The organism is Thiomonas sp., assembly GCF_054608695.1.
In genome coordinates this window covers 1-22,106 of sequence record NZ_JBTRXV010000072.1, presented here as the reverse complement: position 1 = coordinate 22,106, position 22,106 = coordinate 1, and the positions used below count along the sequence as shown (strand labels likewise).

Annotated in this window: 19 protein-coding genes and 1 riboswitch; of the genes, 6 read left to right on the top strand and 13 right to left on the bottom strand. The window is 66.8% G+C overall.

Annotated elements, in window-relative coordinates; genetic code table 11:
- Window positions 1–712, top strand: a 712-nt coding sequence (locus ACYCUK_RS18200; RefSeq protein ID WP_461596086.1) for a 3-dehydroquinate synthase family protein, incomplete at its 5' end; no start/stop codon positions are given.
- 28 nt (window positions 713–740) lie between these two features.
- Here ACYCUK_RS18200 and ACYCUK_RS18195 read toward each other — a convergent pair.
- Entirely contained in the window at window positions 741–929 is a 189-nt protein-coding gene (locus ACYCUK_RS18195; protein ID WP_461596085.1) for a hypothetical protein, read from the bottom strand.
- A gap of 415 nt (window positions 930–1,344) precedes the next feature.
- Here ACYCUK_RS18195 and ACYCUK_RS18190 point away from each other — a divergent pair, with 415 nt between their 5' ends.
- On the top strand, window positions 1,345–2,142 hold the full coding sequence (locus ACYCUK_RS18190; protein ID WP_461596084.1) for a 3-hydroxybutyrate dehydrogenase: 798 nt from the start codon (window positions 1,345–1,347) through the stop codon (window positions 2,140–2,142).
- Window positions 2,139–3,500 carry a DUF3734 domain-containing protein gene (locus ACYCUK_RS18185; protein WP_461596083.1) on the top strand — a complete coding sequence of 454 codons (1,362 nt, stop codon included), beginning with the start codon at window positions 2,139–2,141 and terminating at the stop codon, window positions 3,498–3,500. Before ACYCUK_RS18190 ends, ACYCUK_RS18185 begins: the two co-directional genes overlap by 4 nt.
- A gap of 250 nt (window positions 3,501–3,750) precedes the next feature.
- Here ACYCUK_RS18185 and ACYCUK_RS18180 read toward each other — a convergent pair whose 3' ends face one another.
- From ACYCUK_RS18180 to ACYCUK_RS18165, 4 genes are all read right to left on the bottom strand, one after another.
- Window positions 3,751–5,739 (bottom strand): ATP-dependent helicase, encoded by a 1,989-nt coding sequence (locus tag ACYCUK_RS18180; RefSeq protein ID WP_461596082.1) that lies wholly within the window; start codon window positions 5,737–5,739, stop codon window positions 3,751–3,753.
- A gap of 83 nt (window positions 5,740–5,822) precedes the next feature.
- Entirely contained in the window at window positions 5,823–6,488 is a 666-nt protein-coding gene (locus ACYCUK_RS18175) for a glutathione S-transferase family protein (protein WP_461596081.1), read from the bottom strand.
- 14 nt (window positions 6,489–6,502) lie between these two features.
- Window positions 6,503–7,495 (bottom strand): complex I NDUFA9 subunit family protein, encoded by a 993-nt coding sequence (locus tag ACYCUK_RS18170; RefSeq protein WP_461596087.1) that lies wholly within the window; start codon window positions 7,493–7,495, stop codon window positions 6,503–6,505.
- Window positions 7,496–7,581: 86 nt separating this feature from the next.
- Entirely contained in the window at window positions 7,582–9,669 is a 2,088-nt protein-coding gene (locus ACYCUK_RS18165; protein WP_461596080.1) for a lytic transglycosylase domain-containing protein, read from the bottom strand.
- Between the two features lie 30 nt (window positions 9,670–9,699).
- Here ACYCUK_RS18165 and ACYCUK_RS18160 point away from each other — a divergent pair, with 30 nt between their 5' ends.
- On the top strand, window positions 9,700–10,326 hold the full coding sequence (locus tag ACYCUK_RS18160; protein ID WP_461596079.1) for a 5-formyltetrahydrofolate cyclo-ligase: 627 nt from the start codon (window positions 9,700–9,702) through the stop codon (window positions 10,324–10,326).
- On the top strand, window positions 10,323–12,377 hold the full coding sequence (gene mnmC1, locus ACYCUK_RS18155) for an FAD-dependent 5-carboxymethylaminomethyl-2-thiouridine(34) oxidoreductase MnmC1 (protein WP_461596078.1): 2,055 nt from the start codon (window positions 10,323–10,325) through the stop codon (window positions 12,375–12,377). The genes ACYCUK_RS18160 and mnmC1 overlap by 4 nt, the downstream gene beginning before the upstream one ends.
- 125 nt (window positions 12,378–12,502) lie before the next feature.
- Here mnmC1 and ACYCUK_RS18150 read toward each other — a convergent pair whose 3' ends face one another.
- From ACYCUK_RS18150 to ACYCUK_RS18140, 3 genes are all read right to left on the bottom strand, one after another.
- Entirely contained in the window at window positions 12,503–12,952 is a 450-nt protein-coding gene (locus ACYCUK_RS18150) for a hypothetical protein (RefSeq protein ID WP_461596077.1), read from the bottom strand.
- A 52-nt stretch (window positions 12,953–13,004) separates the two neighbouring features.
- Window positions 13,005–14,501, bottom strand: a complete 1,497-nt coding sequence (locus ACYCUK_RS18145; protein WP_461596076.1) for an AMP nucleosidase — start codon at window positions 14,499–14,501, stop codon at window positions 13,005–13,007.
- A gap of 122 nt (window positions 14,502–14,623) precedes the next feature.
- Entirely contained in the window at window positions 14,624–15,616 is a 993-nt protein-coding gene (locus ACYCUK_RS18140; protein WP_461596075.1) for a LysR substrate-binding domain-containing protein, read from the bottom strand.
- A 160-nt stretch (window positions 15,617–15,776) separates the two neighbouring features.
- Here ACYCUK_RS18140 and ACYCUK_RS18135 point away from each other — a divergent pair, with 160 nt between their 5' ends.
- Window positions 15,777–16,238: a DUF2917 domain-containing protein gene (locus tag ACYCUK_RS18135; RefSeq protein WP_461596074.1), complete on the top strand. Its 462-nt coding sequence runs from the start codon at window positions 15,777–15,779 to the stop codon at window positions 16,236–16,238.
- 95 nt (window positions 16,239–16,333) lie between these two features.
- Here ACYCUK_RS18135 and metF read toward each other — a convergent pair whose 3' ends face one another.
- The 5 genes from metF to ACYCUK_RS18110 all read right to left on the bottom strand — a co-directional run bounded on the left by metF (window position 16,334) and on the right by ACYCUK_RS18110 (window position 21,700).
- Window positions 16,334–17,167: a methylenetetrahydrofolate reductase [NAD(P)H] gene (gene metF, locus ACYCUK_RS18130; RefSeq protein WP_461596073.1), complete on the bottom strand. Its 834-nt coding sequence runs from the start codon at window positions 17,165–17,167 to the stop codon at window positions 16,334–16,336.
- Window positions 17,168–17,272: 105 nt separating this feature from the next.
- Window positions 17,273–18,706, bottom strand: a complete 1,434-nt coding sequence (gene ahcY / locus ACYCUK_RS18125; RefSeq protein ID WP_461596072.1) for an adenosylhomocysteinase — start codon at window positions 18,704–18,706, stop codon at window positions 17,273–17,275.
- A gap of 59 nt (window positions 18,707–18,765) precedes the next feature.
- Window positions 18,766–18,888: riboswitch (S-adenosyl-L-homocysteine riboswitch) on the bottom strand.
- A gap of 25 nt (window positions 18,889–18,913) precedes the next feature.
- Window positions 18,914–19,561 (bottom strand): LysE family translocator, encoded by a 648-nt coding sequence (locus tag ACYCUK_RS18120; RefSeq protein ID WP_461596071.1) that lies wholly within the window; start codon window positions 19,559–19,561, stop codon window positions 18,914–18,916.
- A 968-nt stretch (window positions 19,562–20,529) separates the two neighbouring features.
- Window positions 20,530–21,009: a TIGR02391 family protein gene (locus ACYCUK_RS18115; protein ID WP_461596070.1), complete on the bottom strand. Its 480-nt coding sequence runs from the start codon at window positions 21,007–21,009 to the stop codon at window positions 20,530–20,532.
- Complete coding sequence (locus ACYCUK_RS18110) at window positions 20,993–21,700, bottom strand: DUF5343 domain-containing protein (protein WP_461596069.1); 708 nt, start codon at window positions 21,698–21,700, stop codon at window positions 20,993–20,995. Before ACYCUK_RS18110 ends, ACYCUK_RS18115 begins: the two co-directional genes overlap by 17 nt.
- Window positions 21,701–22,106: the final 406 nt, after the last annotated feature.

Sequence of the window (22,106 nt, the reverse complement as noted above, 5' to 3'; positions counted from 1 at the left end):
AGCCGCAGTCGCGCCGGCGTTGACGGCCCGCGCCGATGCCCGCGCGCCCGCCGCCGCACCCGAGCCCAAGCCGGCGCCGCGGCGCACGGCCTTTGCCAAGCTGGGCCAGGGGCTGCGCGCCGCGCTGGAATCACGCTCCGATTCGCCACGCGAAATTTCAGCCGGCCTGGCCGAAATCATCAAGTGCGCCGCCATCGCCGACCCGGAACTCTTCGCCTGGCTGGAGCGCCACGTCGACGACTTGCGCGCGCAACAGCAGCATGCCGTGGCGCATGCCGTGCAACGAATCCAGCAGTTGCGCGACCAGATCGAGGCCGAGGACCGGCAGCAGCACCGCTCGCCATCGCCACTGGACTTTGGCATGGCGCTGGGCCATGTGGTCGAGTCCGTGCTCGGCTTCGGGCGCTACCTGCATGGCGAGGCCATCGGCCTGGGCATGCTGCTGGCGGCGGACCTGGGGCAGTCGCTGGGGGTGCAAAGCGCCGAATCGGCCGAGCGCCTGCGCCGCCTGCTGCAGAGTGCCGGGCTGCCGATGACGCCGCCGCGGGCGCCGACCGCCCGCTGGCTGGAGCTGTTGCCGCTGGATGGCGAGACGGGTGCCCAGCACATGCGCTGCGTGTTGTTGAGCGAGTTGGGCGCGCCGCTGAATCAGGCCGTGCCACGCGAGCAGGTGCTGCAGGCGCTGGAGCGCAGCGGCGCACTGGCGGCCTGAGCCACGGCAAGCCCTGAGGCCGTGTAGGTCAGACTGTCAGCGGCTCTGAACGCTCAAGCGTGTGCTGGCCTTGGTCGCGTTGATCGCCGAATCCATCACCACCCTGCTGGGACAGCGGCTGCTGAAGTGGCGCCCGGTGCAGTTCGGGTGCAGGGCTGGCGCTCAGCCACGGTCTGGGGTTCACGCCCAGCCCTGCCTGCCGTGCGAACAGCGTCATGCCATGCGCCTCACCCAATAGCTCCTGGCTTGGAGCCACCCCAGGGCCGGGCATCGGCTCAGACCCGGCAATCCAGCATGTGTGCCAGCCCAGGTAGGTTCCTTGAGCCAACCCTGTCACAGTGCATACAACTCAGCCAAAAGACGCAAACTGGGCATGGCCGTTCGGCCCGCTCAATCCGGCCCTGGCAGCCTGGGTGCAGCTTCAGAGGCACTTAAGGCGGTGGGGCCAGAATGCAAAGGTCTGTCATGCCTGCTGACAAGACCACCGCCGGCGCGGCAGCACGGCGCCGAGGGTGGTCCTACACTCGAATGGTGCTCTGCACCAAAACACAGGCGTGCAGTGCTCCACGGACCGGCGAGCGCTATCCGGCGCGTCGGGCCTCGATTCGAACCAACCCAAACCGGAGATTCCCATGCAAATCACCCAGACCAGCTTGAAAGGCAAGACCGCCCTCATCACGGGAGCGGCCAGCGGCATTGGCAAGAACATGGCGCTGGTGTTCGCCAAGGCGGGCTGCGCGGTGGCGGTGGCCGACCTGAACCAGGACGGCGCCGACGCCACGGCGAAGGAAATCATCGACGCCGGCGGCAAGGCGGTGGGCGTGGCGATGGACGTGACCAACGAGCAGCAGGTGAACGCCGGCTTCGACAAGGCGGTGGCGGCGCTTGGGCCGATCGACGTTCTGGTGTCGAACGCCGGCATCCAGATCGTCAACCCGATCGAGAACTACGCTTTCTCCGACTGGAAAAAGATGCTCGCCATCCATCTCGACGGCGCTTTCCTCACCACCAAGGCGGCGCTGAAAAGCATGTATGCCGACAAGCGCGGCGGCGTGGTCATCTACATGGGCTCGGTGCATTCGCACGAGGCCTCGAAGCTCAAGAGCGCATACGTGACGGCCAAGCATGGCCTGCTGGGATTGGCGCGGGTGCTGGCGAAGGAAGGCGGCGACAAGGGCGTGCGCTCGCATGTCATTTGCCCCGGCTTCGTGCGCACGCCGCTGGTGGACAAGCAGATTCCCGAGCAGGCCAAGGAATTGGGCATCACCGAAGACCAGGTGATCAAGAACGTGATGCTGAAGGACACGGTGGACGGTGAATTCACCACGGTGGACGACGTGGCGCAGGTGGCCTTGTTCCTCGCCGCCTTCCCCACGGCTGCGCTCACCGGGCAGTCGGTCATCGTCAGCCACGGCTGGTGCATGCAATGAGCGCCAAGAGCGAGACTGTCCCAGCGCGCGCGCCACGCAAGGCCATCGCTGCGGCCATGGACGCCGCCACGGTGCCCAAGCCCGAGCAGGCTCCGGTTCAGGGCAAGCGGGTGGCGAAAGCGCCTCCAAAAGCGGCTCCCGCGCCTGCGCGCCGCGTCGGTGCAGCCCTCGAACAAGCGCAGGCCGAGCTGGCGATCGAGCCCACCGGCTCGAACCCGCTGCTCTCGCGCGTGGCCGCCTACGAGCACATCGCGCTGGTGCTGCAAGGCGGCGGCGCTTTGGGTGCCTACCAGGCCGGGGTGGTGCAGGGGCTGGCGGAAGCCGGCATCCAGCCCACCTGGGTGGCGGGCATTTCCATCGGCTCCATTCACTGCGCCATCATCGCCGGCAATCCGCCGCATTTGCGCGCCCTGCGCCTGCGCGAGTTCTGGCACCGCGTGACGCAGCAGCCGGTGCTGCCGCCCACGCTGTGGGAGCAGGAACCCTGGGTGTCGCTGCTGCCGGAGAACGCGCTGCCGTGGATGGCGCCGCTGCAAAGCCTGCGCGCCCTGGCCGAGGGGCAGAAGGGGTTCTTCGTGCCGCGCCCCCTGCCCGGCATCGGCCCCGACCAGGCCAGCGTCTACGACACCGCGCCGCTGCGCGCCACGCTCGAGGAGCTGGTGGATTTCGACCGGCTCAACAACGGCGAGATGCGCGTCTCGGTCGGCGCGGTGAACGTGCGCACCGGCAACCTGGAGTATTTCGACACCACCGAGCAGCGCCTGGGCCCGGAGCATTTCATGGCCTCGGGCGCGCTGCCGCCCGGCTTCCCGGCGGTGCGCATCGGCGACGACCTGTACTGGGACGGCGGCCTGGTCTCCAACACCCCGCTGACGCAAGTGCTGGGCGGGCACCCGCATGCGCACACCCTGGTGTTCCAGGTGGATTTGTGGAGCGCCCAGGGCGACCCGCCGCGCAATCTGGGCGAGGTGGGCGAACGGGTGAAGGACATTCAGTACTCCAGCCGCACCCGCGCCGTGACCGACATGCTGGAGCGGGCGCACGAGCAGCGCAGCATTCTGCGCGGCCTGTTGGCACAAATTCCGCAGGCCGGCCGTAGCCGCGATCCACTGCGCAGCCAGGTGGAGGAGATGGCGCGCGACAAGCGCTACAACGTCATCCACCTGATCTACAAAGACAAGCCCTACGACGGCCAGGACAAGGACTTCCAGTTCGGCCGCGGCACGATGCGCGCCCACTGGAACAGCGGCCTGCACACGGTGCAACGCACCCTCGCCCACACCCATTGGTTCGATCTGCCCAGCGCCAATCGCCCCTTCGTCACGCACGACGTGCATCGGCAAGACTCGGCAAGCTGAACCGCTCCCCTCCCCAACCCTCCCCACGCGTGGGGAGGGGGCTTGACGGTCGCGGCGCGCTTGTTTCCCCCCACACCTTGGGGAGGCCAGGGGCATTCTGGGCGTCGCGCAGCGGTGTTCTCTCCTCCCCCCACCCGTGGGGGAGGCCGGGAGGGGCGTCTCGAGCATCGCGCAGCGGTGCCCTCTCCTCCCCCACCCGTGGGGGAGGCCGGGAGGGGGAGCCGCCCCCGCGCAACACCACCTCAAACCGTCAAGTCGCCGCCACGCCGCTTTCCTCACCCTGCTTGCGCACCTTCATCGCCGCGATGCGCGCCAGCGCCGCGGCGCGGCCGTCCACCTTCGGCAGCTCGGCGCGCAGCTCGGTGAGAAAGCGGCTGGGCTCGGGGCTGCGGCTGCCGCGGCCGGCGGCGCGGCGCTTGCGGCAATGGCTGAGCACCAGGGTGAGGCGTGCGCGGGTCACGCCCACGTACATGAGCCGGCGCTCTTCCTCCAGGCCGGTGTCGGTCAGCGGCCGGTCTTCGGTGAAAAACGGCAGGAGCCCTTCCTCGCAACCGGCCAGCACCACATGCTGCCACTCCAGGCCCTTGGCGGCGTGCAGGGTGGAGAGGGTGACGGCCTCCTGCTGGTCGCCGCGCTCGGCGAGCTGGGTGATGAGCGCGACCATCTGCGCCATGCGCTTCAAGCTGGCGCCGTCTTCCTCGGCCTTTCGGGTGATCCAGTCGCAGAAGTCGCCCACATTGCTCCAGCGCTGGCTGGCTTCGCGCTCGTTGTCGGCGGTCTCGCGCAGGTGCGCCTCGTAGCCGATGGCGCCGAGCAGCTCGCGCAGCAAGGGGCCGGCGGGCTCGGTGCGTTCGCGCCAGTCGATGTCGTGCATCAGGCGGGCGAATTCGCGCAGGCCTTCGGCGTGGCGCGCGCCGACGATGCCGGGCAGGGCCTCGCGGAACAGCGCGTCGAACAGCGACACCTTCCACTGCGTGGCGAACGCGCCCAGGCTCTTGAGCGTGGCCGCGCCGATGCCGCGCTTGGGCGTGGTGACGGCGCGCAGGAAGGCGGGATCGTCGTCCGGGTTGGCCAGCAGGCGCAGGTAGGCGCACACGTCCTTGATTTCGGCGCGGTCGAAAAAACTCTGGCCGCCACTGACCACGTAAGGAATATTGGCGCGGCGCAGCGCCTGCTCGATGGGGCGGCTCTGGTGATTGGCGCGATACAGCACGGCGATGTCCGACAACTTCGCGCCGCGCCCGCCGCGCAGCGCCTGGATGCGGGCGACGATGCGCTCGGCCTCGTCGTCGTCGCTATCGGCCTCGCGCACCTCCACCGCGTCGCCCTCGCCGTGGTCGCTCCACAAGCTCTTGGGGTAGAGCTTGGGGTTGGCGGCAATCACCGCATTGGCGGCGCGCAGGATGGCGTTGGTCGAGCGGTAGTTCTGCTCCAGCTTGATGACTTCGAGCGTGGGGTAGTCGAGCGGCAACTGGCGCAGGTTGTCGAGCGTGGCGCCGCGCCAGCCATAGATGCTCTGGTCGTCGTCGCCCACCGCGGTGAAGCGCCCTTGCGTGCCCGCCAGCAGCTTGAGCAGCTGGTACTGCGCGTCGCTGGTGTCCTGGTACTCGTCCACCAGCAAATAGCGCAGGCGCGCGTTCCAGCGCTCGCGCACATCGGCGTGCTGCTGCAACAGGCGCAGCGGCAGCACCATCAGATCGTCGAAGTCCACCGCCTGGTAGGCGTTGAGCTGCTCGGCGTAGCGCAGCCAGACCTTGGCGGCCTGCGCGTCCTCCGGCGTCTGCGCCTGGCGCGCGGCATCCATCGGGTCGAGCAGCGCGCTTTTCCACTGGCTGATGCGCCACTGCCAGCTGCGGGCCAGCTTGGCGTCGGTGGTGCCGCCGGCCTCGCGCAGCAGGCCGCCGGCATCGTCGGTATCCAGGATGGAGAACTGCGGCTTCAAGCCCAGCGCCTGGCCGTCCTCGCGCAGCATGCGCACGCCCAGGGCGTGGAAGGTGGCAATGACCAAGCCCTGGGCCGCCTTGCGGTCGTCGAGCAGGACTTTGGCACGCTCGCGCATTTCGGCGGCAGCCTTGTTGGTGAAGGTGATGGCGGCAATTTCAGTCGGCGCGTAGCCGGCCTTGAGCAGGCGCGCGATCTTGTGGGTGATGACGCGCGTCTTGCCGCTGCCGGCGCCGGCAATCACCAGGCAAGGGCCGCCGAGATGCGAGACGGCACGTTCCTGGGCAGCGTTGAGCATGGGGGGTTGGGATGGCGCGAGAGCGAATGGGGAAAGCGCCCGACACGGCTGGCCGGGTGTGGCGTCGATGCCGAGGGTGGCGGCTAGTGCCAGTCCGGCCGCGAACGATAAGGCTCGTCGGTGGGGATGAAGTCGTGCTCGGCCCGGCCCTCGTCACACCACTGCCGCACCGCCGGCACGTCGAGCACGCGGCTGGCATAGGCGGCGGCGAAGTCGGGCAGCTTGGGGGCATAGGTGCGAAAGCGGGCGCAGACTGGCGCATAGAACGCATCGACCGCGCCGAAGGCGCCGAACAGGAAAGGGCCGCCGCTGGCGCGCAGCGCGCCATCCCATAGGGCGCAGATGCGGTCGATGTCGCGCTGCACGGCGAGGTTCCAGCCCAGGCCCGGCAGGCTGGCTTCGATGTTCATGCCCATCTGCTGGCGCAAATTCTGGAACCCCGCGTGCATGCTGGCGCACAGCACACGGGCGCGGGCGCGCTGCGTGGCGTCGGCAGGCCAGATGGCGTGCTGCGGAAAACGCTCGGCCAGGAATTCGACGATGGCCAGGGTGTCGGGCACGACGAGGTCGCCATCCAGCAGCACGGGGACGGTCTGGGTGGGCGTGATGGGCGCCAGCGCGGCGTAGAACTCGGGGCTGTCGAGGCGCAGCTTGCGTTCGGTGAAGGGGATGCCGAAGTGGCGCATCAACACCCAGGGCCGCATCGACCAGGACGAGTAATTCTTGTTGCCGATGATGAGGGTGAGCATGGGTTTGCGCGCCTTCAGCGCCCGGCGGTGGCGCGCAGTTGGCTGTAGCGCGTCTCGGGGTCGCGCCCGGACAGGTAGTCCGGGGCGATGGCCTCCAAGCCGTAGGGTCGGGTCACGCCGAGTTCGGGGGCGAAGCCCGGAAGCTGGCCGCTGGCCACATTGGGCACACGCATGGAGTCGAGGTTGTCGCGGCTCATCAGCGGCTCGCCGGGGGCGAGTTCCATCAGCAGCGCGGTGAGTCTGGCCAGCGGCGCGGGCAGAGCGATGACCGGACGGCCACGGCCGTGGTTGATGCCCGCCCACTGGCCCGAGAGCTTGACCAGTTCGGCCAGGGTATAGGCCTGGGGGCCGGTGAGTTCGTAGGTTTGGCCGATGGTGGCGTCGGCCTGCGGGCCGATGAGCGCGTGCTGAATGGCCTGCACCACGTCGCCGGCATACACCGGGGCGAAGCGTGCGTTCGCCCCGCCCAGCAGCACCACCGGCAGCAGGCGTTGCAGCCGGACGAACAGGTTGAGGAAGTTGTCGCCGGGGCCGAACACCACCGAGGGCCGCAGGATGGTCCAGCGCAGGCCGTCCTGCGCGCGCACCGCGGCTTCGCCGTCGCCCTTGGAGCGCAGATACATGGATGGGCCGTGCGGGTCGGCGCCGATGGCGCTGACATGCACCAGACGGCTGGCGCCGGTGGCCATGCAGGCGGCGGCCAGGTTCTGCGGCAGGCGCACATGGGCACGGGCGAAGTCGCCGCCGTAAGGCTTGCCGCCGCGGCCGTGGAGAATGCCGACGAGGTTCACCGCCGCATCCTGCCCCTGCATGAGGCGCTCCAGCGTGGCGGTGTCGAAGGTGTCGATCTGCACCACGTCCACCGTGGGCAGGGGCAGCAGATGCTTGGCCCGCTCACGCCGGCGCGTGGGCACCAGCACCCGGCAACCCGCTGCGCTCAGACGCGCCACCAGTTGCGAACCGATGAAACCCGAACCCCCGAAGACCACGATGTTCTGCATCGATATCCCTGTTTGCTTGTATGCGTTGAACGCCAACGGCTCGTTGCCGGCTGACCGCTGATGCTGTCGGCCGTTTCCTGGGCCGCAGCGGATCAGGGCAGCGCTTCGACGTTGGCCTGCTGCTGCGCTTGCGGCCCCACCTGGCCCAGACGCGATTTTAAGGATTGCGGCTGGCCGGTGAGCAGCGCCGCGTACACCGTGGCATTGGCCAGCACGTGCTTCACATAGTCGCGCGTTTCAGGAATGGGAATGTTCTCGGTGAAGATGGCACCGGACAGGTCGGGCTGGTCGGGCAGGCCCATATTGCGCCAGCGCGCCGGGCGCCCCGGGCCGGCGTTGTAGCCCGCCGCCGCCAGCGCCTCGGAGCCGTCGAAGCGCTGCAGCAGCATGTCGAGATAGGCCGAGCCCAGGGTGACGTTGGTGTTGACGTGGGCGATGCGGTCGGGCGCGTAGTCGCCCATGCCGATCTTGTTCGCCACCCAGCGCGCCGTGGCCGGCATGAGCTGCATCAGCCCATTGGCGCCGACCCAGGAGCGAATGCCGGCAATGAAGCGCGACTCCTGCCGGATGAGGCCGAACAGGAAGGCCTCGTTCACGCCGGTGGATTTCGCCGCGGCGCCGATGGCGTCGCGGTAGGGCATGGCGTAGCGCTGCGACCAGTCGACACCGCCCTTGACGCGCTCGCTGGTGTTGATGCACAGCAGCCAGACCTGCCGGTCGCAAGCCACTTGCGCCGCGGCCTGCAACTGCTCGTTGCTCAGCCCGCGCAAGGTGAAGTTCCACTCGCGCACCGCCGGGGTGTAGAGGTTGAGCTGGAACAGCGCGAGCGCGCGCTGGAAACCCGCCTGCCGGACCTGCTCGAGCACCTTCCGCGCCGGCGGCGTCGGCAGGCTGGCGGGCAGGCTGATCTTCATGCCCAGCGCTTCGGTGGCCAGTTGGCCGTAGTAAGTCCAGGGGTTGGCCACCTGCGCGAACAGCGCCTGCGCCTCGATCAGGTGGCCCAGCTCGCGCTGCGCCATGGCGTGCCAATAAGTCCAGTCGGGGCGCTGCGCATCGGCTCCGGTGAACTGGCGGCTGGCCTGCTCGACCAGCTTCCAGTCATGCGCCCGCAGGGCCGCGCGCACCATCCATTCCAGGGTGGAGTCGGCGGGGCGGTATTCGGGGTCGATGTGCCGCGCCTGGGCGAACCACAGCGCCGCGTTGGGCGAGAGTTGCAGCGCGCCGCTGCGGGCTGCGCGGTAGGCGATTGCAGCGCGGTCTGCGGTTGGCAGTGCCGTGAAGCTGCCCAGCAGCAGGCGCATGGTCTGTTGCGGGTCTTGCTGCCCCAGACGCAAGAGCGCCAGCACCAGAAACTGGCGCTGCATGGCGTCACGCGGCACACCCTGGCGCGCGTCGTTCAGCACCAGGCGCAAGGGGTTGTGGGCGGCGGCGTCGATGCCTTGCCAGGCCCCGACCGGCAGGCTCGGGGCGAAGCTCAAGGCGGTTTTGAATTGCTCGTCCTCGAAAAACCGGCGCAGGCGCAGCCACAGTTGCTGCTGGCTGATCTTGCCCGCTGCCAGCAGGCTGCGCGCGGCGCTGTTGCAGCCCGCGCCGCCGTATTTTTGCTCGGTCCAGAGCTTGAGCACGTCAGCGCTGGTGTCGCGGTTCTCGGTCTCGAACTGGCGCTGCAGGTCGTAGCACTGCACCTGCGGGGCGTCGCGCATGATGAAGTCGGGGTAGACCTTGGCAAAGTCATCCCAGTCCTGCCGCCGGCCGAGTTCGAGCAGCCAGTCGTTGCGCAGGCGGTCGAGCACATAGGTGTTGGGGTAGCGCTGCGCAAAGCGGTCGAAGTCGGCCTGGGTCATGCGCATCAGGTTGGGCTGGGTCGCCCAATACGCCACCCAGGGCTCGAGCAGATTGCCGCGCAACTGCGGCAGCGCCTCTTGGGCCGGCTTGGGGTCGCCGCGCTGGAAGCCTTGCGAGGCTTGCAGGATGAGCTGGTCGGCGGCGTCGTTGGCGAAAGGCTGGCTGGCCGTCTGCATGGTGTCGGGCGCGCTGGCCGGCATCTGTGCCCGGGCCGTGCCGCCCATGACGGCAAGAGACGGAAGGCTCAGCGCCAGGCTCAACACAAGCCGCCTCAGCCGGTACCACCCTCCTCGCCGCGGGTGACGCTTGGGCGAGGGCACAATATGCAAGACCATGTCGGCAAACTCCATACCCCGTAGCTTAGCGTGAGCCCCTACTCCCTGACACCCATTCCCCGCGAAAGCGAAGGTGAAGACCGTGCCGCGCTGCGCCGCGCCCTCATCGCCCGGCGCGAACAACTGCCCGACCGCAGCGCGAAGGAAGCCGCGCTCACCGCCGCCGTGGTGCGCGCCGTCACGGCGCTCGAACCCATCTGCCTCGGCGCCTATTGCGCCACGCGCGGCGAGTTCGACCCGCTGCCCGCGCTGCGGCAACTGGCGCAGGCCCTGCCCGACGTGCAATTCGCCCTGCCCGTGGTGGACCCGGCGACGCGGCAGATGCGCTTCGTGGCCTGGGCGCCGGGCGAGGCGCTGCAAGCCGGCGCCTACGGCATTGCCGTGCCGGTGGACCAGAGCCGCACGGTGGAGCCCGACGCGCTGCTGGTGCCCTGCGTCGGCTTCGTCGAGGCCGGCCTGCGCCTGGGCTATGGCGGCGGATACTACGACCGCTACATGGCCGGCCGTGGCGATGTCTACACCATCGGCCTGGCCTTCGATCTCTGCGAACTCGACGACCTGCGCGCCGAACCGCACGACCACCTGCTCGACCTCATCCTCACCGAAACCGGCAGCTTCGGCCTGGAAGCCGGCCTGCTGGGCGACGAGGAGCTTTGAGCCGCCCCGCGCCCATCCATCCGGAGCCGCTGGCGCGCGACGCCGAGGGCCGCCCGTACAGCGCACGCTATGGCGATATTTACGCCAGCAGCGCCGGGGCGCTGGGCCAGGCGCGCGCCGTGTTCCTCGGTGGCTGCGGCCTGCTCGACACGCCCTCGGCCTGGACCGGGCGGCGGCAATTCGTGGTGCTGGAAACCGGCTTCGGCCTGGGCACCCATTTCCTCGCCACCTGGCAAGCCTGGCTGGCCGACCCGGCACGTCCCGACACCCTGCACTTCGTCAGCGTGGAGCTGCATCCCCTCGCTGCCACCGACCTGATCGCGGCCTGCGCCGACCCGTCCCTGCTGCCGCTGGCGCACGAACTCGCCGCCGCCTGGCCGCCCGCCGTTCGCGGCCTGCACCAACTGCAATTCGCCGCAGGGCGCGTCAAGCTCACTCTGGCACTGGGCGATGTGCGCGAGGTGTTGCCCCGGCTCGATCTGGGCGCCGACGCCATCCACCTCGACGGCTTCGCCCCCGCACGCAATCCTGCCATGTGGGAGCCCGGCGTCATCAAGGCCGCGGCCAGGCTGGCGCGGCCCGGTGCGCGGCTGGCCAGCACCAGCGTGGCACATGCCCTGTGCGCCCATCTGGAACAAGCCGGGTTCACCGTGAGCAAGCTACCCGGCTACGGCGGCGAGGCGGCACGCTTGCAGGCCGTGTATGCACCGCGCTGGCGGACCCGGCGGCTGGAGCCGCGCGCCGCTGCAACATCGGTTGAGCGTCACGCCATGGTCATCGGCGCGGGTCTGGCGGGGGCGGCATGCGCGCAGGCCCTGGCCAGGCGGGGCTGGACGGTGGACGTGCTCGACGCCGACGGCGCTGCGGCAGGTGCCTCGGCGCTGCCGGCCGGGTTGGCGCATGCGCGCATCTCACCGGACGACGATCGTCTCGCCCGCCTCGGCCGCGCCGGCCTGGCGGCCCTGCTCGCCGCCCTGCCCGAACCCGAGCGCCACGCCCTGTGGCAAGGCGGCGGGCTGCTGCTGGCCGAGCCCGGCTCCGCCCTGCCGGATCTTTCCGCCATCGCCGCGGCCCTGGCCCTTCCGCCGAGCGTGGCCGAGGTCGTGGATGCTGGCGAGGCGAGCTTGCGCGCAGGCGCGCAAGTCACCCAAGGCGGCTGGTGGCCGGCGGGTGGCGTGGCTGCGGCCAGCAGCCTGGTGCGCGCCTGGCTGGCCACCCCCGGCGTGCGGCTAGGCGGTGCCCAGGTGCATCGCTTGCGGCGCGCGCCGACCTTCACCGTCACCCACCCTGGCAGCTCCAGTCATGCCATCGCAGATTGGCAAGCGCTGGACGCGGCCGGGCGTGTCCTGGCGCAAGCGCCGGTTTGCATCATGGCCACCGCGCTGGACGCGGCCCGCCTGCTGAGCGCCAGCGGCCTCGCCCCAAGCGGTCCGTGCCTGCAGAGCTTGCCATTGCGCGCCCAGGCCGGGCAGGCCTTCCTCGTGCCTGCGTCCACCCTGCCCCAACTGGCCCGCTTGCAACGGCCACTGGCGGGCGACGCCTATGTGCTGCCCCTGCCGCCTGCCGCCCTGCAGTCGCTGGGGTTGCCTGCCGGAGAAACATGGCAACTCCTCGGCGCCACCTACGAGGACGACCCGGCGGCGCTCATGCCGATCGAGGCGGCCTGGGCGCATATCGCCCAAGGGCTTGAACCTCTTGTGGGCGCGTTGCCCGCTGCGCCTCCCGCCGAAGCCCGTGTGTTTCGAGGTGTGCGCGCCGTGGCCGTTGATCGCCTGCCCTGCGCCGGACCCTGGCCCGACTGGGAAGCGCTGGCGCGCGCCAAGCCCGCTGCCCTGCAGCGTCCGGCCGATGAACTGCCGCCCCTGCCGGGGCTCTACCTCAGCACCGCGATGGGCTCGCGCGGCCTGACCCTGGCGGCACTGGCTGCCGAGTGCATCGCCAGCCACATCGAAGGCGAGCCGGCGCCGGTGGAACGCGACCTCCTGGCCGCCCTGGCGCCAGGCCGCTTCGGCCTGCGCCGGACGTTGCGGGACGCGCCACCCAGGGCTTGATCGACGCGAGGTGAATGCCACCCCTTGGCGGTTTCAGCCCGCTGCGCAATCAAGCTGTTTGGCCTGGTCGTGTTTCGCTTGGCGATGCGTTTGGCTTGGCGATGCGAGTCCGCCAGCCGTGCAGTTCAGCGCCAGAACCAGAATGGCAAGCGCCCAACGAAGGCCCAGTACACGGCGACGACACCAACGGCCAGGGCCGCGGCAGCCCCCCGCCCCTCACCGTGCAGCATCGCATTCGTGCCATAAACAACGAGCCCCATGCCGACGAGCCCCAACACGACGCGAGCCGCAGGGTGTTCCCTCCAGGGCGGCGAGTCTTCATGCGCTTGCGCGGATACCGCGCCCACTTGCGCCGCGCCCAACACGCGATCGCGCTTCACCTGAAAAAAACCGATGACCAGACAGAACACCGCAGGCCATCCGGTGAAAAAGTACAGCAGCCTCGGCACGATGGGATCGAGATGGGGCCAAAAACCGATTGCGACCAGAAGCATGATGGCCAACAGCGGCGCCCAGCCGAACACGACCAGCGCAAGGCCGACTCTGATCCAAAGATTGCCAAAATAGTTTTTCATCTTCATAGGCTTCACGATCGTCTGCGCAGCGCTGAGGACTGCCGATGCGGCCTTACTGAAACGCCACCTCGTCGAAGCTGCGCAGCTTGCGGCTGTGCAGTTGTTCCATGCGCTGGCGGCGCAGGTTTTCGAGGGCGCGGATGCCGATGCGCAGGTGCTGGTCCACGCGCTCGCGGTAGAAGCGGTCGGCCATGCCGGGGAGCTTGATGTCGCCGTGCAGCGGCTTGTCGCTCACGCACAGCAGGGTGCCGTAGGGCACGCGCAGGCGAAAGCCGTTGGCGGCGATGGTCGCGCTTTCCATGTCGAGCGCAATGGCGCGGCTCTGGCTGAAGCGGCGCTCGGGCGTGCTCAGGGGGCCGTGGAAAGGCTGCAGCTCCCAGTTGCGGTTGTCGGTGGTGGCGACGGTGCCGGTGCGCATCACGCGCTTGAGCTCGTAGCCCTGCAACTGGGTGATCTCGGCCACGGCCTCCTGGATGGCCACCTGCACTTCGGCCAGCGGCGGGATGGGCACCCAGGGCGGCAGGTCTTCGTCGAGCACATGGTCTTCGCGCACATAGCCGTGGGCGAGCACGTAGTCGCCCAGTTGCTGGCTGTTGCGCAGGCCGGCGCAGTGGCCGAGCATGAGCCAGCCATGCGGGCGCAGCACGGCGATGTGGTCGGTGATGGTCTTGGCATTGGCCGGGCCGACGCCGATGTTGGCCAGGGTGATGCCGCTGCGGTCGCGCCGCAGCAGGTGATAGGCGGGCATTTGCGGCATGCGCGCAGGCACTGCGCCCAGGGCGTCGTGGCTTTCAGCGGCCTCACCCACGCGGCGGGTGACAACGTTGCCCGGCTCGACGAAAGCGACGTAGTCATCCGCTCCTTGCGCCGGCGTGCGCATGAGATCACGGGCGAAGCGCACGAACTCGTCGATGTAGAAACCGTAGTTGGTGAACAGCACGAAGTTCTGCACATGCGCGGGATCGCAGCCGGTGTAGTGGCGCAGGCGGTGCAGGGAGTAGTCCACGCGCGGGGCGTTGAACAGGGCCAGCGGGCGCGGCTGGCCGGGCTGCGGCTCGAAGGTGCCGTTGGCGATGCCGTCGTCCATCACCGACAAATCGGGCACGTCGAACAACTCGCGCAGGCGGTCGCGCTGCGCCAACGTGAGCTGGGACTGGAAGGGCTCGTGGTCGGCGAAGGTGAAGGGCAGCGGAATGGGGGTGGTGCTCTCGCTCACGTCCAGCGGCACGCCGTGGTTGCGCAGCAGCAGCTGGAACTGCTCGCGGAAATAGTCGCCGAACAAGTCGGGCCGGGTGAGCGTGGCCTCGAACGCGCCGGGGCGCGAGACGAAGCCGTAGCTCAGGCGCGAGTCCGCATGGGCGCTGCTGATGGTGCGGATGCGCACGCAGGGGTAGAAGGCGTGCACCGGCTGCGCCGGCTCGTCGCCGGCGAGAAAGCGGTGCAGCGCGTCATGCAGCCGCGCCACGCCCTGCGCGTAAATGGCCTGAACCTGGGCCAGCGCGCTGTCGGCGCTGGTGTGTTGCGTGCTTGGGGCGGTGGGGTGGGACATGTTGAATGGGTGTCGCTGAAGACGTTGCTGACGTTGCCGAAGACTTTGAAGATCTGCTGCCTGAAAGACTCTGTCTGCTGCCTCAGCAGCTTGAAACAAGTTTCGCAAGAGGCTTGGGGCTGTCAACCCATGCCCGCGCCATCCGGCAGCAATTGCGCCTGTAGCCATTGAACCAGAGCCGCCACTTCGGGCCGCCGCGTGGCGTCGCTGCGCAGGGCCAGGTGGTAGACATAGCCGCTGGCCTGCGGCTCGCCCAGCGGCAGCACCAGGCTGCCGTCGGCCAGCAGGTGGCGCATCAGCACCATCTGCCCCATCGCCACGCCCATGCCGGCCAGCGCCGCCTGCACCGCCTGGTGGGTGAAGTTGAGGTGCAGCCAGCTCTGCGGCTCCACCATCGGCTGGCCGATCTTGGCGAACCAGCCGGGCCAGGACAGGGCGTCGATGTGCTGCTGCCCGAAGCCTGCCTGCCCGCCCATGGTGCCGACATCGGCAATCAGCGTGGCCCTCCTTAAATCCGCAGGCCGGCGCAAACCCCCGCGCGCCTGCAACTCGGCCTGCAGGCGCGGGCTGCAAACCGGCGCGATGCGCTCCTCGAACAAGGCACGGGTGCCTGGCGTGCGGGCCAGCGGGTTGTCGGGGTGCACCAGGCGCAGCGCCACATCCTGCCCGGAAGTCTCCAGATCGGCCATGCGGTCGGAGGCTTCCACGGCGATGTCCACCTCCGGGTGCTCGGCCTGGAACAGCGGCAGGCGCGGCATCAGCCACAGGCTGGCGAAGGACGGAAAGGTGGTGATGCGCACGCTGGGGCGCTGCGCGCCGCGCCGCAGGGCAGCCACCATGTCGTCCAGCGCGGCCAGCAGCGGGCGCAGGGTCGCGGCCAGGCGTTCGCCGGCCGGGGCGAGGCGGATGCGCGGGCCGTCGCGCGCGAACAGCGCCAATCCCACCTCGGCCTCCAGCGCCTGGATCTGCCGGCTCAGCGCCGACTGGGTGATGGACAACTCATGCGCCGCCGCGGTGAAGCTGCCCAGGCGCGCGGCGGCTTCGAACGCGCGCAGGAAGCCAGTGTCGATGCGCCGTGTCGGGCGCCGTGGCGGGGTTGTGGCTGGAGGCGGCATCCGGCTTCCTTCATCATGCGTTCTGTGCATCATGAGAATACGAAATGACCGTTTTTGCAAGCGCCGTCCGGCACCTATGCTTGCATCCAGGGCAAGGTAGTCTTGGGTGCAGAAAGGAAAATCTCCACTGCGCCCGAGCCTGGAAACGACGGAGGGCATCATGCGCGAATGGAATACAGATACCCTGCAGGTGCAACGCGCCTGGGTGGCCTTGCAAACCGGCGATTCGCTGCTGTTGCGCGGCGCGCTCGGGCTGCGGGTGGAAGCGGCCGCGCCGCCCTGCCCCGGGCAGAACGCACCGCTGCTGTGGCTGACCGAGGAAGGCGAGCCGGACGATGTGTTCCTGCGCCCGGGCGAAAGCCATGTGCTGCGCGGTCGCGGCCGCATGGTGGCCAGCGCCTGGGGACCCATCAACCTGCGGGTGGTCGCTGCAACGTCCCCGGCCGCAAGCGCCATGGTCGCAAACGCTCGGCCCAGCCCAGTCGCCGTTGATGCAGCTTCCATGTGGCAAGCGCCGCAAACGGGCCAGGCCGGCATGGCCACAAGGCCATTCGCCGGCACCATGGCGGCGCAAGCGCCTTCGCGCGAAGCCGGCCTGCCGGCCGCTTGTTGCGGTGCCTGAGGGCGGCCCGGACGTCGTTCGGTCGCGCCAATCTCACCCCAGGCCGGTCGCCTGAATCAGCCGATCTTCAGGCGGCTCGGCGCGCGCCGCAAGGCTCAACGCGTGCCGAGATCGGCCAGCAGGTCGAGCGTGGGCTCGGCCTGGTTGAGGGTGTAGATGTGCAGCCCCGGGGCGCCGCCGGACACGAGCTGGTTGCACAGGTTGGCCACCACCTCGCGGCCGAAAGCGAGGATGCTGGCGCGGTCGTCGCCGAAGCTTTGCAGGCGCAGGCGCACCCAGCGCGGCACTTCGGCGCCACACACTTCGGAGAAGCGCAGCAACTGGCTGGCATTGGTGATGGGCATGACGCCGGGCACGATGGGCGCGTCCACGCCAGCGGCAAGGGCGTCGTCCGCGAAGCGGAAGTAGGCGTCGCTGTTGAAAAAATACTGGGTGATGGCGGAGTTCGCGCCGGCCTGCATTTTTTCGACGAAGTGGCGCAGGTCGTCTTGCGGGCTGCGCGCCTGCGGGTGCACCTCCGGGTAGGCGGCCACCTCGATGTGGAACCAGTCGCCAGTCTCGGTGCGGATGAATTCCACCAGGTCGCGCGCGTGGTGGAACTCGCCGCCCAGGCCGTAGCCCGAAGGCAAGTCGCCACGCAGGGCGACGATGCGGCGGATGCCTTCGGCGCGGTAGCGCTGCAGCAAGGCGCGCACGCTGTCGCGGCTGGCGCCGACGCAGGAGAGGTGCGGCGCGGCGGCCACGCCTTCCTCGGCAATTTCCTTCACGGCGTGCAGCGTGCCGTCTTGCGTGGAGCCACCGGCGCCAAAGGTGACGGAGCAGAACTCGGGCTTGTGGACATAGAGCCGCTGCCGCGCGGCGCGCAGCTTCACGGCGCCTTCGGGCGTCTTGGGCGGGAAGAATTCGAAGCTGAGATGGGAGAGATTCATGCGCGCCAAAGCCCGGAAACATGCCAATCGATGGCATGTGGGGCCTGCTCCAGCCTTGGCCGGGGCAGGCCCCACATGCGGCGAAATACCAGCGATCAATCGTGATCAATAGCGGTAATGCTCGGTCTTGTACGGCCCGTCCTTGGGCACGCCGATATAGCTGGCCTGCTGGTCGGAGAGCGTGGTGATCTGCACGTTCAGCGTCTTGAGCTGCAGGCGCGCCACATGCTCGTCGAGGTGCTTGGGCAGGGTGTAGACGCCCACCGGGTAATCGGCGGCTTTGCTGAACAGCTCGATCTGCGCCAGGGTCTGGTTGGCGAAGCTGGAGCTCATCACATAGCTGGGGTGGCCGGTGCCGCAACCCAGATTCACCAGGCGCCCCTTGGCCAGCAGGATGATGCGCTTGCCCGGTTTTCCGTCAACGGAAGGGAAAATGACGTGATCGACCTGGGGCTTGATCTCTTCCCACTGGTACTTCTCGATGCTGGCCACGTCAATTTCATTGTCGAAATGGCCGATATTGCAGACGATGGCCTGGTTCTTCATGCGGGCCATGTGGTCGTGGGTGATGACGTGGTAGTTGCCGGTGGCGGTGACGAAAATGTCGGCATGCTCGCAGGCGTAGTCCATGGTCACCACGCGGTAGCCTTCCATCGCCGCCTGCAGCGCGCAGATCGGGTCGATCTCGGTCACCCAGACCTGGGCACTCAAAGCGCGCAAGGCCTGCGCCGAGCCCTTGCCCACGTCGCCATAGCCCGCGACCACGGCGACCTTGCCCGCGACCATCACATCGGTGGCGCGCTTGATGCCGTCCACCAGGCTTTCACGGCAACCGTAGAGGTTGTCGAACTTGCTCTTGGTGACGCTGTCGTTGACGTTGATGGCGGGGAACTTGAGTTCGCCGCGCTGGTGCATTTGATACAGGCGGTGCACGCCGGTGGTGGTTTCTTCCGTCACGCCCAAGATGCGCGCCAGGCGGGTGGAATACCACTTGGGCTCGCGCCCGATCCTGGCCTTGATCGCGGCGAACAGCACGCGCTCTTCCTCGCTGGTCGGGTGGTTGAGCACGGCGGCATCGCTTTCCGCACGCGCACCGAGGTGCAGCAGCAGCGTGGCGTCACCGCCGTCGTCGAGGATCATGTTCGAGTAGCCGCCGTCGGTCCACTCGAAAATGCGGTGGGTGTAGAGCCAGTAGTCTTCGAGCGACTCGCCCTTCACCGCGAACACCGGCGTGCCGCTGGCGGCAATGGCCGCGGCGGCGTGGTCCTGCGTCGAAAAAATATTGCACGAGGCCCAGCGCACCTGCGCACCCAGCGCCTGCAGGGTTTCGATCAGCACGGCGGTCTGGATGGTCATGTGCAGACTGCCGGTGATGCGCGCGCCGCGCAGCGGTTGCCGGGCGGCATATTCCTCGCGGATGGCCATCAGCGCGGGCATTTCGCTCTCGGCAATGGCAATTTCGCGGCGGCCCCAATCGGCCAGGCCGATGTCGGCGATGCAAAAGTCGGGGGAGGTTTTCAAATCGACCACAGCGTTCATACAAACTCCGAACAAGGCGGCCGGGAACGGATGCGCACCGCATCCCGCGCCCGGCACGGGTTGGGTGAGCGCCGTTGAAGGAAAGCCGCCTCGACAAAGACAGCCTGCGATCAAAGTCCCGAGCCTGGCGACGGGTCTGGCGGTGAAACAGCCAGCCGTGCGTTGCAACGCTCCTCAGGGAATGCGGGATTCTAAATGCTGCAGGCCTCAGTTGCGCGCGGCCAGCGCCAGGCGCAGGCCCAAACCCACGAACACCAGCCCCGTTGCACGCCGCAAGCCAACCCCCAGCGCCTGCGCGCGCCCGAGGCGGGCACCCGTGCGCGCCGCCAGCCAGGCCACGATGAGATTGAACAGGGTGCCGTTGATGTCGAACACCACGCCCAACAACAGGAAGGCCCAGCCCTGCGCGCCGCCCGTGCGGTCGACGAACTGCGGCAGGAAGGCGAGAAAGAACAGGATGATCTTGGGGTTCAGCACATTGGTCAGCATGCCTTGCAGGAACACGGCGCGCAGGGTCTGTTCAGGCGCCCGCGCGGCGCGTTCGGCCACGGAGGCGGCAGCGCCGGAACGGCGCGCCAGCAGCAAGCCCGCGCCCAGCCAGACCAGGTAAGCGGCGCCCAGCCACTTGACCACCGCGAACGCCGTCGCGGACGCGGCAATCAACGCCGACAACCCCGCGGCGGCGGCCGTCACATGCACCAGGCAGCCCGCCCCCACGCCAAGCGCAGCCACCGCCCCCGCGCGTGCCCCGCGCGCGGCGCTGCGCGACACGATGAACAGCATGTCCGCCCCCGGTGTCATATTGAGCAACAGGCCGGCGAGCAGGAACAGCGCGAAGTGGTGAATGCCGAGCATGGCGTGGAGAATGGTGGATTTGGTGTTCGCTTACTGGGGCATGGACCAAACGCTTAGGCTGTGGGGCGCATACTGCACAGCAGTGCAGCGTCCAACATGAGCGCATTGTTGATCAGTGCGCTTGCCGAGACATTAGATTTAGGTTCCATATTTATGCCAAAGGTGCTCGATATCTTTTGCAGTAGTCCCCCTAAAATCCAAACGATCCTTGATTTTGGACATTTCCACGTATTCCTTGTAAATGACAAGGCCCTGATCTTGGCTTATAGGAACCGCCCGCCCACCAGGGGAAATCCTAAAATAATCAACATGCTCGTCCCTGAATCTATCTTTGTATTTAACCTTTAAAAAACATCAACCTGAATATCTATGGATTTTTTATCGCTGGCGAAGTAGGAATTTTCGAATTTCCTCTCTATATCGTCCATTGCGAAGATGTTTTTTGTCTCCTGAATCGATACGGTGCCTGTCATTTTGACTGTACAATACGTCACGACTGAAAAATATCCGCCAAGAGATATTTAGGCACTCTTTAGGCGCATATTCGGATCTGGCTTCTGTCCCGGACGAAGTAATTGAAGCTCTCTAATATCTAGAAACGCTATTGGGCGCGATGCAAGATCATACACATCACCTCCGGAGTTGGATATTACAAATTTGTCTGTTTGCCACCCCTCTCTTGAGTTATCAAGACTTAGTTCAGCATTAATGTGGGGAAGATATCTAATATTTGCCAGATATCGGGAATCAGCGGCAACACGCCATTGCGCTGTTGAGACTATGAGGGCCATAAGCGCCAGTAGGGTCGTGGCAATTGTTTCAAAAAAGATTTTGTTATTCTTCAGAAACGTTCTCATCATTCAATCTCAAAAATCCAGCACCAAATCTCGGTTGACGGCCCAACATCTGAATTGAGCGGCCTCGCGCGGCTTTTCGCGCGAGGCCGCTCGAATGATTGGTTGGGCGTTTTATGCGAAGCCACTTTGTTCTAGTCGACGCAGCAGTAGCGATGCGAACGCCAGATGATCCAGGCAAGTGTCTGGATCGTCGGAGATGTTGACCTCATGGCCACGAGGATTACGAATCGCCATGACCGCGCCGGAAAACAGAAAGCGGTATCCCTTCTGTTCATCTATCTCGCTGGAATTCGAGAGGGCTGTTAGCTGTAGCAATGGCTTTGCCTCGTCAAATACTTGCATCATCAGCTTCATGCCTGACTCAGAGACTTTGGCGTGCTTCTGTACGACCTTGTCGATAAACTTGAATGCCTCGAAAGTTGCTTCGGCATAGTGACCGTCATCAAAGAGCTTTCGCACTTTCGGTGGCAGACGTGGATGAATGTTGCGGCGATCAAACGGGTGTAAAGCCAGGCTGTCTTGGCCATCGCGTGCGTCAAACGCCTTTGCCCGCCTGACGATAGTTTCAAAGCGGTCAAGAAACGTTGCCATTCAATAGATTCTCGCGAATGCTCTTGAAGATTCGGTTGTATGTTTCTTGGTCACCACCCGCTGGAAGATTGATTTCAACTCGAACAGTGAGCGCCATTCCCGATGTGTTGCCGGCGCTCGGCATGGTGGTGGCGGCCGGTCCTGCGATGGCTGCGGGCACCCCGGCAACACGCAGCGATTTAGCACTGACCTTTATCTTTGCGGTTTTAGATGTCGATGAGTCAGCTCGCTTTGGTTTTGGCGCGGTTGCTCGTGAAGCACCATCATTCTTACCGCTCAGTGAAGCAAGCGCTTGAAACGTAGAGGCCTGCCGTTGGCCAACGATTGCGCTGGTGTGGTCGGTGTTACGAAAATACGAAATCAACTTGTCCGTCGGCAGCGACCAAGCCGAGTCACCATGCAGCCCGAACAGATCGACATAGGCCGATTTCACCAACTCGGCGAAGCCGGCTTGGAACTCGGCATCATCGTGCTTGTTGAAGACGCCCACGGCCTTTGCGTTCTTCTTGCTCTCTGCGTCGAGTACCCCGATGAATCGGAGAATGTTGAGGACGTAAGTTTCATTGTTTGGTGCGATACCGAGCTTCTTAAGTGTCTCGGCGCTTACCTGAGCAGGGAAAGAGCGTCTCAAGTGCGCAACCGCTTGGACCAAACCAGCTGTTCCGGACATGTAAGGGTGCTTCTCTGCCATTATTTTCTCCCTAGTCAATTGCTCGTCTATTGATCAAGACGCCCAACCTAATTAGATCGTCGGATAATAACTGCTGCCGATGTTATCCGACGCAATCAACACAGAACGTCGGCAGATTCTCCATCCCGCTGGCGGGGTGCCGGCGTGCAGATAACGTCCGCGTTGGTTGACCGGCTTTTCATCTGTCGTGAAGATGGCATCGGGGAATCGGCATAGGGGGCGGCTCGTCAGAGCCGCACCCCTGCCACACCACCCGGCGTGCGGGTCCGCACCGGGCGGTTCGCGAGCTTGAGGTCATGAGAGTCGAGGCAGTCCGAGGGCATCGAAGTAGGCCAGGTTCAGCGCGGCGTTGAGCAGCATGCCGCTGTTGCTCCACCAGCGGCGGGAGTTGTCGGCCACGACACGG

Coding starts and splice junctions, on each gene's coding strand:
- ACYCUK_RS18195 (WP_461596085.1), bottom strand. CDS start 929: ATGACGCTGTTCGCACGGCAGGCAGGGCTGGGCGTGAACCCCAGACCG.
- ACYCUK_RS18190 (WP_461596084.1), top strand. CDS start 1,345: ATGCAAATCACCCAGACCAGCTTGAAAGGCAAGACCGCCCTCATCACG.
- ACYCUK_RS18185 (WP_461596083.1), top strand. CDS start 2,139: ATGAGCGCCAAGAGCGAGACTGTCCCAGCGCGCGCGCCACGCAAGGCC.
- ACYCUK_RS18180 (WP_461596082.1), bottom strand. CDS start 5,739: ATGCTCAACGCTGCCCAGGAACGTGCCGTCTCGCATCTCGGCGGCCCT.
- ACYCUK_RS18175 (WP_461596081.1), bottom strand. CDS start 6,488: ATGCTCACCCTCATCATCGGCAACAAGAATTACTCGTCCTGGTCGATG.
- ACYCUK_RS18165 (WP_461596080.1), bottom strand. CDS start 9,669: ATGGTCTTGCATATTGTGCCCTCGCCCAAGCGTCACCCGCGGCGAGGA.
- ACYCUK_RS18150 (WP_461596077.1), bottom strand. CDS start 12,952: ATGAAAAACTATTTTGGCAATCTTTGGATCAGAGTCGGCCTTGCGCTG.
- ACYCUK_RS18145 (WP_461596076.1), bottom strand. CDS start 14,501: ATGTCCCACCCCACCGCCCCAAGCACGCAACACACCAGCGCCGACAGC.
- ACYCUK_RS18140 (WP_461596075.1), bottom strand. CDS start 15,616: ATGCCGCCTCCAGCCACAACCCCGCCACGGCGCCCGACACGGCGCATC.
- ACYCUK_RS18135 (WP_461596074.1), top strand. CDS start 15,777: ATGCGCGAATGGAATACAGATACCCTGCAGGTGCAACGCGCCTGGGTG.
- metF (WP_461596073.1), bottom strand. CDS start 17,167: ATGAATCTCTCCCATCTCAGCTTCGAATTCTTCCCGCCCAAGACGCCC.
- ahcY (WP_461596072.1), bottom strand. CDS start 18,706: ATGAACGCTGTGGTCGATTTGAAAACCTCCCCCGACTTTTGCATCGCC.
- ACYCUK_RS18120 (WP_461596071.1), bottom strand. CDS start 19,561: ATGCTCGGCATTCACCACTTCGCGCTGTTCCTGCTCGCCGGCCTGTTG.
- ACYCUK_RS18115 (WP_461596070.1), bottom strand. CDS start 21,009: ATGGCAACGTTTCTTGACCGCTTTGAAACTATCGTCAGGCGGGCAAAG.
- ACYCUK_RS18110 (WP_461596069.1), bottom strand. CDS start 21,700: ATGGCAGAGAAGCACCCTTACATGTCCGGAACAGCTGGTTTGGTCCAA.